General features: G+C 68.6%; 12 protein-coding genes. 6 read left to right on the top strand and 6 right to left on the bottom strand.

The features are described from left to right. The first annotated feature begins 10 nt into the window (after window positions 1–10). The gene (locus I7X18_RS21300; protein ID WP_193045973.1) at window positions 11–529 is read left to right on the top strand and encodes a PH domain-containing protein; all 519 of its coding nucleotides are present in this window, start codon (window positions 11–13) and stop codon (window positions 527–529) included. Here I7X18_RS21300 and I7X18_RS21295 read toward each other — a convergent pair. After that, the gene (locus I7X18_RS21295) at window positions 484–1,179 is read right to left on the bottom strand and encodes a GtrA family protein (protein ID WP_193045972.1); all 696 of its coding nucleotides are present in this window, start codon (window positions 1,177–1,179) and stop codon (window positions 484–486) included. The two genes, I7X18_RS21300 and I7X18_RS21295, sit on opposite strands and share 46 nt — an antisense overlap. A 143-nt stretch (window positions 1,180–1,322) precedes the next feature. Here I7X18_RS21295 and I7X18_RS21290 point away from each other — a divergent pair, with 143 nt between their 5' ends. From I7X18_RS21290 to I7X18_RS21280, 3 genes are read left to right on the top strand one after another with little or no spacing between them, the layout of a single operon-like run. After that, complete coding sequence (locus I7X18_RS21290) at window positions 1,323–2,498, top strand: 5-(carboxyamino)imidazole ribonucleotide synthase (protein ID WP_226863560.1); 1,176 nt, start codon at window positions 1,323–1,325, stop codon at window positions 2,496–2,498. Beyond that, on the top strand, window positions 2,462–3,007 hold the full coding sequence (purE, locus tag I7X18_RS21285) for a 5-(carboxyamino)imidazole ribonucleotide mutase (RefSeq protein ID WP_193045971.1): 546 nt from the start codon (window positions 2,462–2,464) through the stop codon (window positions 3,005–3,007). The genes I7X18_RS21290 and purE overlap by 37 nt, the downstream gene beginning before the upstream one ends. A 39-nt stretch (window positions 3,008–3,046) precedes the next feature. Then, window positions 3,047–4,213, top strand: coding sequence for an acyl-CoA dehydrogenase (locus tag I7X18_RS21280; RefSeq protein WP_193045970.1), 1,167 nt, complete (start codon window positions 3,047–3,049; stop codon window positions 4,211–4,213). A gap of 10 nt (window positions 4,214–4,223) precedes the next feature. Here I7X18_RS21280 and I7X18_RS21275 read toward each other — a convergent pair whose 3' ends face one another. The 5 genes from I7X18_RS21275 to I7X18_RS21255 form a co-directional block, all read right to left on the bottom strand. After that, on the bottom strand, window positions 4,224–5,648 hold the full coding sequence (locus I7X18_RS21275) for a sugar transferase (protein WP_193045969.1): 1,425 nt from the start codon (window positions 5,646–5,648) through the stop codon (window positions 4,224–4,226). Beyond that, window positions 5,641–6,978 (bottom strand): FAD-dependent oxidoreductase, encoded by a 1,338-nt coding sequence (locus tag I7X18_RS21270; protein ID WP_193045968.1) that lies wholly within the window; start codon window positions 6,976–6,978, stop codon window positions 5,641–5,643. The genes I7X18_RS21275 and I7X18_RS21270 overlap by 8 nt, the downstream gene beginning before the upstream one ends. Further along, a complete protein-coding gene (locus I7X18_RS21265; protein WP_193045967.1) occupies window positions 6,978–7,775 on the bottom strand; it encodes a glycosyltransferase in 798 nt (265 codons plus the stop codon). Before I7X18_RS21265 ends, I7X18_RS21270 begins: the two co-directional genes overlap by 1 nt. 685 nt (window positions 7,776–8,460) lie before the next feature. Next, entirely contained in the window at window positions 8,461–9,282 is an 822-nt protein-coding gene (locus tag I7X18_RS21260; protein WP_193045966.1) for a biotin--[acetyl-CoA-carboxylase] ligase, read from the bottom strand. A gap of 50 nt (window positions 9,283–9,332) precedes the next feature. After that, on the bottom strand, window positions 9,333–10,664 hold the full coding sequence (locus tag I7X18_RS21255) for a glycosyltransferase 87 family protein (RefSeq protein ID WP_193045965.1): 1,332 nt from the start codon (window positions 10,662–10,664) through the stop codon (window positions 9,333–9,335). Window positions 10,665–10,916: 252 nt separating this feature from the next. Between I7X18_RS21255 and I7X18_RS21250 the strand changes: the two genes are divergently transcribed. Both I7X18_RS21250 and I7X18_RS21245 read left to right on the top strand, forming a co-directional pair. After that, the gene (locus I7X18_RS21250; RefSeq protein WP_193045964.1) at window positions 10,917–11,795 is read left to right on the top strand and encodes a glycosyltransferase family 2 protein; all 879 of its coding nucleotides are present in this window, start codon (window positions 10,917–10,919) and stop codon (window positions 11,793–11,795) included. Further along, window positions 11,774–13,114, top strand: coding sequence for a lipopolysaccharide biosynthesis protein (locus I7X18_RS21245; RefSeq protein ID WP_232375297.1), 1,341 nt, complete (start codon window positions 11,774–11,776; stop codon window positions 13,112–13,114). The genes I7X18_RS21250 and I7X18_RS21245 overlap by 22 nt, the downstream gene beginning before the upstream one ends. Window positions 13,115–13,133 lie beyond the last annotated feature (19 nt).

The following is a 13,133-nucleotide window of genomic DNA, read 5'->3' as shown; positions in this document are numbered from 1 at the left end:
AAGTGCTGCCGTGGGTTATCCGGACAACGTCCTGGCCAGAGACGAGCAGGTCGTCCTGCACCGGCATCCGCACTGGAAGCGGTTGATCGGTGCGGTGTTCGTGCTGTTGTTCACCAGCGCGGCCGCCGCGTTCATCGCGGGATACGTCAACACCCTCCAGTGGGACGCCACCGCCAAGAACGTGATCTTCCTCGTCATCGGGGGGATCTGGCTGCTGCTCGTCGGCTGGCTGACGGTGTGGCCGTTCCTCAGCTGGTGGACCACGCATTTCGTCATCACCGACCGGCGGGTCATGTTCCGACACGGCCTGATCACCCGGGCCGGTATCGACATCCCGCTGGCGCGGATCAACAGCGTCGAGTTCCGGCACGGTCTCCTCGACCGGATCGTGCGCACCGGCACGCTTGTCATCGAATCAGCCGCACAGGATCCGCTCGAGTTCCACGACATTCCCCGCGTGGAACGCGTGCACTCACTGCTGTATCACGAAGTCTTCGACACCCTGGGGTCCGAAGAGTCACCGAGCTGATCGAGCCCGTTGCGGCGCCGTGCCGGCCGACGCAACGGCGTGACGGTGCCCGTCTTCCCGTCGTCTGCGGGTTGGGCGTCGCCGTGGCTCTCGGCGGCGTCCTCCATTGCTTCGGCGATACCACCGCTGGTGAGCGCGGACTCCAGCGCCTTGTCCGGGTTGCGGCCGAACTCCTCCGGGAACACCCAGCGCCGGAAGGCCCAGAACCGGAAGGCCATCTGCAGCAGGTTGCCCAGGATGTACGCCGAGACGAAGTCGGCGATGTTCTCGATCGTCAGCGAAACCTCTGGTACCCGCAACCCCAGCACGTAGCTCGAGAAGACCAGCGGCAGCATGCTCAACAGCACTCCGACACCGCTGAATGCGAAGAACAGCAAGGCCTCGTGATGACGCTCGCGCCCACCACGGTCGCGGAAACTCCACTCCCGGTTGAGGATGTAGGAGGCGATGACCGCGACGATCCCGGCGATGATCTTCGCCGTCACCGGCTTGGGCTCGAGGATCGTCAGCTTGAGCGTGAAGAAGATCGACGAGTCGATGATGAACGTCGTCGCCCCGACGATGGCGAACTTGATCAGCTCATGATGCTGCTCGGCGTACGGCCGGATGGCCCGCGGCAGCCGCTTGATCGTCGCATCGGCGAAGGACACAAGGAGGCAGTCTACGTAAGACAGGAAGGCTCTGTCGTAACCCGGCGTCGTATCGCTGCTTCGTTCCTGGTCATGACCTCGGTCGGCGTCATGACACGATAGGCGGCGTGCCGAATCCAACCCCTTCGCCACCCGTGGTGGCCATGATCGGCGGGGGCCAACTCGCCAGGATGACCCATCAAGCGGCGATCGCGCTGGGTCAGAGCCTGCGCGTGCTCGCCACGGGTCCCCAGGAGCCCGCCGCGCTCGTGACCCCCGACGTGGTGATCGGATCCCACACCGACATCGATGCCCTGCGACGCGCGGCCGACGGCGCGACGGTCCTGACCTTCGATCACGAGCATGTCCCGACCGAGGCGCTCGAGACGCTGGTGGCCGAGGGAGTCAACGTGGCGCCGCCCCCGGAGGCGCTCGTGCACGCCCAGGACAAGCTGGTGATGCGGCGCCGGCTCGAAGCGATGGGCGCGCCGATCCCGCGCTACTCCGCCATCTCCACCGCCGACGACATCGTCGCCTTCTCCGCGCAGGTCGGCGGTCCCGTGGTGATCAAGACGGTGCGCGGCGGCTACGACGGTCGCGGCGTGGTGCTGACGGCCGACGCCGACGAGGCGCGCGATGTCGCCGCCCGCTACCTCGCCGACGGCGTGCCGATCATGGCCGAGGAACGGGTCGCGATGCGCCGCGAGCTCGCCGCCCTGGTGGCCCGATCGCCGTTCGGGCAGGGCGCGGCGTGGCCGGTGGTCGAAACCGTGCAGCGGGAGGGCATCTGCGTGGTCGTGCTGGCGCCCGCGCCGGAACTGTCCGACGAGTTGGGTGCGAGCGCGCAGCAGCTGGCCCTGCGGCTGGCCGCCGAACTGGGTGTGGTCGGCCTGCTGGCCGTCGAACTCTTCGAGACCGCCGACGGCAGGCTGCTGGTCAACGAACTCGCGATGCGTCCGCACAACTCCGGTCACTGGAGCATGGACGGCGCCGTCACCAGCCAGTTCGAACAACACATCCGGGCGGTGCTGGACTATCCGCTCGGTGATACCGCGCTGCTGGCCCCCGCCACTGTCATGGCCAACGTTCTCGGCGCGCCGCAGACGCCGTCGATGGCGATGGACGAACGCGTGCACCACCTCTTCGCCCGCATCCCTGAGGCCAAGGTCCATCTGTACGGCAAGGGTGAACGGCCCGGCCGCAAGATCGGCCACGTCAACATCACCGGCGCCGATCCGGTGGTGCTGCGGGAGCGGGCCGAGCGGGCCGCACACTGGTTGTCCCATGCGGAGTGGACCGACGGATGGGATCCGCACACCGGGAAAGGAAGCTCGAGTTGAACGCACGCGCCCCACGCGTCGGGGTCATCATGGGCAGCGACAGCGACTGGTCGGTGATGACCGACGCCGCCGAAGCGCTCGCCGAGTTCGAGGTGGCGTTCGAGGTGGGCGTGGTCTCCGCGCACCGCACCCCCGGTCGCATGCTCGATTACGCGCGCACCGCGGCGGACCGGGGTCTCCAGGTGATCATCGCCGGAGCGGGCGGGGCGGCTCACCTGCCGGGCATGGTGGCCGCGGCCACCCCGCTGCCGGTGATCGGCGTGCCGGTGCCGCTGGCCCGCCTCGACGGGCTGGACTCGCTGCTGTCGATCGTGCAGATGCCGGCCGGCGTGCCGGTGGCCACCGTGTCGATCGGCGGGGCCCGCAATGCCGGGCTGCTGGCCGTGCGGATCCTCGCGGCCGCGGACCCCGCGCTGCGCGAGCGCATGATCCGATTCCAGGCGGACCTCGAACGGATGGTGCTCGAGAAGGATCAGGCACTGCGGGACCGGCTACTCGGCGGCACCTGAGCGCAGGTAAAGTTACCGGTGAGTAGCAAGGAGGCCACGATGGCTGGTTGGACCGGAGACACGTCCTTCGACATGTTCCAGTTGCCGGAGGAGCATCAGGAGTTGCGGGTGGCGATCCGCGCGCTCGCCGAGAAGGAGATCGCCCCGTACGCGGCCGATGTCGACGAGCAGATGCGGTTTCCCGAGGAAGCCCTGCAGGCGCTGGTGACGTCGGGGTTCAACGCGGTGCACGTGCCCGAGGAGTACGGCGGACAGGGCGCCGATTCGGTGGCGGCGTGCATCGTGATCGAAGAGGTCGCCCGTGTCGATGCGTCGGCGTCGTTGATCCCCGCGGTCAACAAGCTGGGCACCATGGGCCTGATCCTGCGTGGCTCCGAGGAGCTCAAGGGCAAGGTGCTGCCCGACCTGGTCGACGGAAAGCTCGCCTCCTACGCGCTGTCCGAGCGGGAGGCCGGCAGCGATGCGGCGGCGATGCGCACCCGCGCCAAGGCTGACGGCGACGACTGGATCCTCAACGGCGCCAAGGCGTGGATCACCAACGGCGGCAAGTCCTCCTGGTACACCGTGATGGCGGTGACCGATCCCGACAAGGGCGCCAACGGCATTTCGGCGTTCATGGTGCACATCGACGACGAGGGTTTCACCGTCGGACCCAAGGAACGCAAGCTCGGTATCAAGGGTTCGCCGACCACCGAGTTGTACTTCGAGAACTGCCGCATCCCGGGTGACCGGATCGTCGGTGAGCCCGGCACCGGTTTCAAGACCGCGCTGGCGACCCTGGACCACACCCGCCCGACCATCGGTGCCCAAGCGGTCGGCATCGCCCAGGGCGCGGTGGACGCCGCGATCGCCTACACCAAGGACCGCAAGCAGTTCGGTAAGTCGATCAGCGACTTCCAGGGTGTGCAGTTCATGCTCGCCGATATGGCGATGAAGGTGGAGGCCGCCCGGTTGATGGTGTATTCGGCCGCTGCGCGCGCCGAACGCGGCGAGGGCAACCTCGGTTTCATCTCGGCGGCGTCGAAGTGCTTCGCCTCGGACGTTGCGATGGAGGTCACCACCGACGCGGTCCAGCTGTTCGGCGGCGCCGGCTACACCATCGACTTCCCGGTCGAGCGGATGATGCGCGACGCCAAGATCACCCAGATCTACGAGGGTACGAATCAGATTCAGCGCGTGGTGATGTCGCGCGCGCTGCTGCGCTGACCGCCCCGCGTCAGTAGGCACCGTGGCCGCGGGCCACGGTGAGCGCGGTCTTCGCCAGGATCCGCAGATCCTGGTCCATCGACCAGTTCTCCACGTAGTAGAGGTCGAGGCGAACCCGGTCGTGTTCACTGATGTCCGAACGGCCCGACACCTGCCACAGGCCCGTCATGCCCGGCTTCACCAGGAGCCGGCGCTGCACGAAGTCCGGGAACTCCGCACCTTCGCCGTCCATCATGGGCCGGGGCCCGATCAAGCTCATCTCGCCGACGACGACGTTGATCAGCTGGGGCAGTTCGTCGAGGCTCGTGCGGCGAAGCGCCTTGCCGATCCTCGTGATCCGCGGATCGCCGGCCCACTTGTAGAACGCGTCGTCGGACTTGCCGGACAGCGCGCGCACCTCGGTCAGCCGAGCTTCCGCGTCGGGGTGCATCGACCGGAACTTCCACATCCGGAAGGGTTCGCCGTGCCGGCCGACGCGGGCGGGACGGTAGAACACCGGCCCGCCGTCCTCCAGCTTGATCAGCACGGCGATGACGAGTAGCAGCGGTGAGACGAGGACGAGTAAAGCGACGGACAGGATGCGGTCGAACAGCGCCTTGGCCAGGGCGGACAGCGATGAGTAGCCCGGCTCGTCCACCCGCAGCAGCGAAAGTCCGCTCAGGCGTTCCAGACTCAGCTTGGGCGGGGCGATCCCGGCGACGCCGGGCACCACCATCAGGCCGATACCGTGCGGGTGCAGCGCCCAACGCAGATCGCGCAGGCATTCGTCGTTGATCCGGTCGACGGACGTGATGACCACCGACTGGGCCTGGTGCTCCCGGGCGAGTTCGGTGATCTCCGCGGTGTCGATGACGGGGGGATCGGGGATGTCGCCGAACAGATCGAGTCCGCCTGCGGCGCCGACGAGTTCGGTGGAGCGCGCCGCCAGCGAGTGGAAGGCGATCACCTCGTAGCCGGCCCGCGCATCGCTGGAGACCGCGGCCGCGACGCGATCCGCCTCGGCGCGGGTCCCGACCAGGAGGAGGCGGGTGCGCTGTCCGTTCGGACGGGTGCGCTGCCGGACGAGGGCGACGGTACTCATCAGGTGCGCCAGCACGCATCCGCCGAGCCCCGAGGCGATCGCGATCAACAGGGTCTGGCGGGGAAGCGGACTGCCGGTGACCAGTAGGACGACGGCGACCAAGCCGAGCAGCTTGCCGGTGGCCAGCAGGACGCGTTTGAACTCCTCGAAGCCGCGGCCCAGGATCTTCGGATCGCTCGACTTCTGCGCGGCCAGCAGCACCACCCAGGCCGCGACCATGCCGACGCCGAAGACGATGCGCACCCAGGTCTGTTGGTGGACGGCGACATCCGAGCTCACCGCGACCGCAAAGGCTGTCCCGCCCAGGACGCTGAGGACCTCGGCGGCCTGCACCTTGGCGCTGTTGTCAAGCATTGGCCACCGCCCGGCGGCCGGCTGACTCGCGGTTGTTCATCACCTCACGCACAACGCGGTCGGCCAGACCCACCGACGAGTTCCAGCTCGTGACGTCGGGGTAGATCTGTGCCGTGGTGGCCAGGAAGACGTTGGTGTCGCCGACACGAGCGGCCGGCATGCGTTCGTGGTAGCCCAGTGTCGGAATCGGTTCGACGAACGGCGCTTTGAAGATCCGCACCTCTTCGACGGTTGCCGCGGCGGTCAGCCGGTCGGGGTAGAGCGCCCGTAACTGAGCCGTCCAGCGGCGCGCGATCTCCTGTTCCGATTCGGCGAACAGCGCCGAATCCCGCCCGCAGTAGTGCATCACGTACACCAGCGAGCGTCCGCCCAACCGCTCGGTGCCCGTGAGCGCCGACATCTCCACCACACCGTCGAAGTCGGTGTCGCAGTTGATCACCGGAGCCCAGTAGTGACCGTCGAGCGGCTGGTCCAACAGGAAGACCGCGTTGACGACGCCCTGATAGTCGAGCCGGACCTGCGGCAGTTCCGCGCGCAGCGGCTCGTCGGCCAGCGATGCCAGCAGCGGTATCGGCACCGTCGAGACCACCGATTGCGCGGCGATCTCCTCGCCGGTGACCAGACGGACGGTGGCGCCGTCGTCGCCGAGCGTCACGCGCTGAACCCCCACACCGCAGAGCACCCGGCCACCACCGGACTCGATGGCCGTCCGCAACCGGTCGACGATCGCACGGTAGGTGCCTTCCGGATATCCCCGGGTGGCCACGTTGCTCTCCCGGCCGAGCCGTTGGTACAGGTAGCGGGCGGGCACCTCGCCGAACGCGTCGCCGAACTTCGCGCCGAACAACGGTTTCAGCAGCCGCTGCCACACGGTGGGCCCGTACACGCTGCGCAGCCAGTCCTCGGTCCTGGTGTTGTCGAGGTCTTTCCCGCGGCCGAGCCGGCGCAACAGCAGCGAGACGGCGCCGAACCGGATGCGGTGGGCGAGCCGCAACGGGGTGAAGCGCAACAGGTCCACCGCACTGTTGAACGGAAAGCGGCGGCCGTCGACGTTCATACCCATCGTGGTCCGCTGCCAACGGATGGCGTCGGCCAGCCCGAGCTCATCGAGCAGCGGTAACAGATGTTCGTCGGTGGGCATCACACAGTGGTAGAACCGTTCGATCTCGACGCCGCCGATCTCCCCGCCCATCCCCAATCCACCCAGCTGATCGGCACTTTCGACGAGGTGGACGGGGATCGACGCGCGGGTCAGCCGGTAGGCGGCTGTCAGCCCGGATATCCCGCCGCCGATGACCACGACGGGTCGCGACTCGATCGGTGTCGACATCAGATCTGCCGGTAGGGCGCGGGTGTGAAGGATTCACGGACAAGCAGTTTGAAGTACTGCCGCAGCGTGCGGGCGAGCTTCAGCTTGCTCGCCCCCTGCTTGCGGTCGTACTGCAGGACCAGCGGAACCTCGGCGATGCGGGGGTTGCAGTGGCGCAGCTTGAGCAGGAGTTCCACCATGCAGGCGAAGCCCTGCTCGACGACGAGCCGCTCACCCCAGTGGCCGGCGGCGCGGCGCAGCAGGGAAACCCGGTAGGCGCGGTAGCCGCTGGTGAAGTCGTGGACCCCGTCGACCTTCGCGACGACGCGGAACATCTGCGCCGCCCCCCGCGACATCACCCGGCGCAGCGGCGGGGCCGTGGTGTCGTCCCCGCCGTCGACGAACCGCGAGCAGATCGCGATGTCGGCGCCCATGTCGATCTCGCGCACGAGCGCGGCGACGAGCGACGGGTCGTGGGTGTCGTCGGCGTCCATCACCACGAGCACGTCATCGTCGTCGGCGACCGCCAGAACCGATCGCAAACCTGTCTGAATCGCCTGTCCCAGGCCGAGATTCACCTCATGGTTGACCAGTTCGACGTTCAACGACGCGGGCCCGCTCGTGGCGACGGCGGCGGTGTCGTCCGCCGACCCGTCGTTGATCACCCAGACCGTGAGCGGCTGCGACGCCGCCAGGCGGTCGATGCGCTCGAGGAGTGGGCGCAGGGAGCCCTCTTCGTTGTAGGCCGGCAACACGATGTGCACCTGTCCGAGCCGGACCTTGGTCTCGACGTGTTCGCGGACGAGCATTTCTGTCATGGGAGTCCTTCGATGTTCGGCCACGCGCGGGGCCGTGGCGGTGCGGATGGTCGTGCCGGCGCGTGGCCGTCCGAGGCGGTGCCTGAACTGACGCGCTGATGGATCAGGGGCGTCCTCGCGGGCGCCGTGTTCGGTGGCTCCTCGGCCGAGACCCCCGGACACGGCAACGATCGAGGACTTCAGGAGAGAGGTTCCACGCCAACGTCGAGGTCACGTACCGGTGCGGATGGATGCCGCCTGTGCCGGGTGGTGACGGTCGACGCTGACCTGAGTGGCTGGTCGATTTTGTGTTCGCTGTTGTATCTACAGCTAATAAATACACCACAGTGAGCGACATCGCACAGTGGTGAGATCTAAGTCACAGGGACGAGGCGATCAGATTTTGCGCTCCGCAGACGTAAATCGCGCTGATCTCGCAATTCGCGGTTCTGGTGCGCGTACCGGCGATTGCCAAATCTGCATACAGGCGTCAAATATGGGCGAGGTGGAGAGGGCGTGCTCTCCACTTGCGAAGGGATTTCAGCACCACTATCCGGGGATGCTGGCGAGACTGTCGGCTGCGTCCTCGGCGTGTGCGGTGTCTGACCATGGCCCCCGGACCGTCAGAGGCCCCGCGGGAAAGGCGAATCGAGAACATGACGCGATACTGCAGATTCAGCAAATCGCCGCATGGATGCGGGCCGGGTCAGCCCCGATTGTCGGTGCTGACCGGCCGGAGGTGGGTGATGTCGCCGGCCGCGACCGTCACCGAATCCCGGCCGGACGTGATCGTCAACCTGCCGAGGTCGTCGATGTCGCTCGCCGTTCCCTCGAGAAAGCGGTCACCGGGCAGGGTCGCCCTCACCTCGCGCCCCAGGGTCAGGCTGTGCCGGCGGTAGTCGTCGACGAGGGCCCGATCGGCGCCTCCTGCACGGCGCCACGCAGCGACGCGGACGCCGAGGAACCGCAGAATCGTCGTCGCCAGCACGGTGCGGTCGTGGTGGGTGGCGCCGAGCGTGGTGAGCGACGTGGCGCGGGGATCGGGCGCCTCGGCCGCGCTCAACGAGACATTGAGACCGATGCCCACGATCACCACTCGCTGCGGGGCAGCCACTTCGGCGAGGATGCCGGCCAACTTCCCGTCCCCGACCAGCACGTCGTTCGGCCACTTCAGCCCGGCGTCGACGGCGGACACTTCTTCGACGGCGTCGCGCACCGCCACGCCGGTCAACAGTGGCAACCACCCCCAGGCATCGGGTCGGACACCGTCCACATCGACACCGACGGACATCGCGACCTGCGATCGCGGGGGAGCAGTCCACTGCCGTCCGTGCCTGCCGCGGCCGGCGCTCTGGTACTCCGTGAGCAGGACCCTGCCCGCGACATCTTCGCCGGCTGCCGCGCGGGCGAGGAGGTCCGCGTTGGTCGACCCCGTTTCGTCGACCACATCGAGGGTCCGCCAGCCGGCCGGTAGGCCTGCACGCAGCGCGTCCGTGTCGAGCGGCGTCCGAGCGGACTCGATGGCCATGGCAGGAGCGTAGTCGAGGCGTCGGTCGGCAGCGCCAAGGTGAGGTCGGGTCACGAACCGGCGTGGCTGGGTTGGTGTCTCGGCGACACGGCGTCGAGTAGCTCGTCGGTCGGTTGCCGCAGCAGCCGCCATATCCCGACCGTCAGAAGTGCGAGGCCCGTGCCGACGAGGGCCCGCATGATCCAGATGGTGGACCCGTCGCCGAACATCAGCTCCAGCGGGTGCCACCGCGATGCCCAACACGCCGCCGCCAACGCCACCAGGCCGGGCGCCGTGACTACCGCGGCCCGTCGTCCACCGGTTCGCAGCAGCTCCGTGGCCGCCAGTGCCACCGGCGCGAGCAGCCACATCGCGTCGTAACTGATGTGGTAGAAGGCCATCAGCCCGATGCCGAGCCCGAGCAGGACCGCCGTGTTGGGCAGCGCTCGCCGGTCCAGCCGGTGTGCGACCGCATAGGCGACCGCCAGACCGGTCACCAGGAACAGAAGCGACATCCAGCCCGCAGCGGGTACGCCGGCATGCAGGAGCGCACCCATCAGGTCGACGCGCTCGTCGAGGTAGTCGACCGTGCGGATCGCCTCGGCCGAGCTCGCGTTGCCCAGGAGTGTCTGCAGCCATGCCCCGATTCCGCCGCTGTTGCGGGCGAGGACGAGACCCGTAGCCGCCGATACAGCCGCTGCCAGCAGCACCGCAGCCGCCGCTATCCGCCACCTGCGCTGCGCGAGCAGGATCACGACGACGAACAACCCGATCTGCGGTTTCAAGCAGGTGACCGCGGTGAGCACGACAGCCACCCAGGGCCGCCGGGACAGCAGCGCCGGCGCGGCGAGCAGCGCGTACACCACCGACGGTTGACCGTGACTCGCTCCGTCGGCGGCCGTGCGGGCGAGCCAGGTGAGAGCGATTCCGAGGGAACCGGCGGCCAGGAGGCTGGTGCGGTCAGGTGTGCCGGGTGCACACCACAGCCGCATCACCCGCATGCCCGCCCACGCTCCGACCGCGGCCACCACGGCGACGTTCACGAGGATGTCGGCAGCCGCGGCGACATCCCAGGGCAGCCGGCCGAAGGGCAGCCAGAGCGCCAGGTGCGCGGGAGCGTAGGTGGGGAAGTCCTGGGCGTACGGAAACTGCGCCGCGTAGACGGCGGTGTCGTACGGATCGTTCCCCACGAGGAACCAGCGGGTGGGCAGCCATACCGTGTCACGGAAGTCCACGAGGGTTCCGTCCAGGCAGCCCGGCGTCGCGCACGGCGCCGGGGTGAGCGCGGTGATGCGTCCGGTCCACATCTTGACCGCGTAGAACATGCTCAGTGCCGTTGCCAGAGCGATGCCGACGACCGCGGCGAGGACACCCGGTGACGGGCGGCGGAGCACGTTGGGCACTACAGCGGTCCTTCGCACTTGGGACGCCGGCGGACGTCGGTGTGATGTCGGGCAGGGCGACGATGGTTCGCATGTTAGCTCACATGTGCGTCGGCAAAAACTCTATCTCGTGGTACTGGCTGTGAGCGGCGACAGGTGCACCACAAGGCGGTCAGCAGCTTATCAATGATATTTTGCTCAAGCCGGGTTCGTCAGGACCGGGCAGGGAAAGCCGTCCGCGTCGCGTGACGTCGGGGGCAGGGAGGACGAGACATGGACGCGCAGCTGCAGGACGGCGGCGGACCACTCATCTCGCTGGTGTGTTCGACCATCGGGCGGCCGGACGCGCTGCGCCGGCTGCTGACGTCGGTGGCGGCCGCCGAGCTCTCCGATCGCGTGGAATTCATCCTCGTCGATCAGAGCGGGGACCAGTCCTGCGCGGCGGTGCTCGCCGACTTCGAACTGCCGGGGCCGTACCGGATGACGACGAGCGGCCTCGGGGTCTCGACCGGACGGAACGCCGGCACGCCGCTCGCGTCGGCGCCGGTGGTCGCCTATCCGGACGACAACTGCTGGTATCCGCCGACCACCTTCCGGTCGGTGCTCGAGGTGTTGGGCCGACGGCCCGATCTCGGCGGTGTCACCGGAATGCAGGTGACCGAGTCCGGGGCCCCGTCGATGCTGCGGTGGCTACCCGGGCCGACGGCGGTGACGCGGCGCAATTTCCTCCGCACGTCGGTCAGCTCGACGATATTCCTGCGGCGTGGCGTGTTGCCGTCGCCCACACCCTTCGACGAGGGCGTCGGCGTCGGATCCCCGGGACGTCGAGGCGCGGGCGAGGAGTCCGACCTGCTGCTGCGCCTGATCGCGTCGGGGCATGCCGTCGAGTACCGCCCGGAGATCCGCGTGTGCCAGGACGACGACCGCGACCAGATCACCGCCGCATACGTCGCCAAGATGGCGAAATACGGTGTCGGACAGGGGTATCTGTGGCGGCGGCATTCCCTGCCCGTCAGCAGCCTGGTCTACTACTCCGCGCGGAAGGTCGCCGGCGCCGGGCTGCGCGCCGCGCGCGGCCAGAAGCTGCACGCCCGCGCCGACCTGGCTTTCGTCCGTGGTCAGGTCAGCGGGTGGCTGGGCGTCGACGGGTGACTGCCGGTGTCGGCGCCGCCACGTCGGAGATGCGGCGCAGTTTCGTGTGGCGCACGGCCGCCGCGGCGGCGGGGCTGCTGTCGACTCTCGCCCTGACCATCGTCGTCTACCGCATGCTCGACGCCCGCGATGCCGCGGTGTTCTTCGCGATTCTCGCCGCCCTGTCCATCGGACCGCTGGTCGGGCGGCTGGGACTCGGCCCCAACGTCATCCGGCTCGTCGCCGCCGAGCCGAACCCCGTCGAGCGCCGGGCGATCGCCTCGTCACACCTGAGTGCCACCGGAGTGCTGTCGCTGTTGAGCGCCCCGCTGATCGCGCTGTTGGCGACCTGGGCGCTGCGCGATTCGGCGCACTACCTGCCCGTGGTGTTGCTCACGACCGCCGGCATCGTCGCGGAGTCGTTGCGACTGACGCTCAGCGACATCTTCGCCGCCTCCGGACGCGTGGGCGCCTCGGTCGCCACCACCCATCACATCCGCAGCATGATCGTGTTGCCGGTGGTCGGGGCGATCGCGGTCGTCGTGTCCGACCCGACGCTGCTGGAGGTGATGATCAGCTACACCGCCGTGTCGTACCTGCAGTTGATCGCGGCGCTCGTCTTCGCCCGCCGCGACGTCGCACTCCGCGCGGCCGGGGGCGTGGCGACGCTGAAGACGGCCCTCTCCGCGGGGGCGAAGCTCTTCACCCTGGACCTCGCGGCCTTCCTGTGCCTGCCGGGCACGGTGTGGCTCGCCAATGTCCTCTTCGTGCCGGAGACGGCGGCGCTCTACTCCGCGGCGGCGACACTGGCCCTGCAGGTCACGATCATCGAGAGCTTGGCCGCACTGGCCGTGACGCCGGCCGCGGCGCGACTGTGGGCGGCCGGCGAGCGGGCTCAGGTGGTTCGCGTCCTGTCGGCTGTCGCGACGCTCAGCACCGCGGTGACCGCGGCCGCCGTCGTGGTGCTGGCCGCGTTCGGTGCCGACCTGCTCGGCTTCGCCTACGGCCCCTCGATGCGGGAGGCCAACGTTCTTCTCGTCGTGATGGCCGCCGGTGGCATCGCCAAGACCGCGCTGGGCGTGAACATCACGCTGTTGATCATCAGTGGCCACATCGCCGAGGCCGCCCGGACGGCGCTCATCGTGCTGACCGTATCGGTTCCGGTCGCCGTGCTGGCCGCAGTCACGGGTGGTCCGGTGTGGCTGGCCGCGGCATCCGCCCTGTCCATGACCGCGGTGGCCGTGGCCCAGTGGTGGTGTACCCGCAGGGCGATCGGCGCCGGGCCACGGGCCGGGTGGCGCCTGTCCGCTGCATGGCAAATGTTGAAGCATTCGCCGTAACGGCGGACCGGCGCGCGAT

This window comes from Mycolicibacterium baixiangningiae, from assembly GCF_016313185.1.
Taxonomy (GTDB): domain Bacteria; phylum Actinomycetota; class Actinomycetes; order Mycobacteriales; family Mycobacteriaceae; genus Mycobacterium; species Mycobacterium baixiangningiae.
This window is presented reverse-complemented; position numbering and strand designations above follow the sequence as displayed.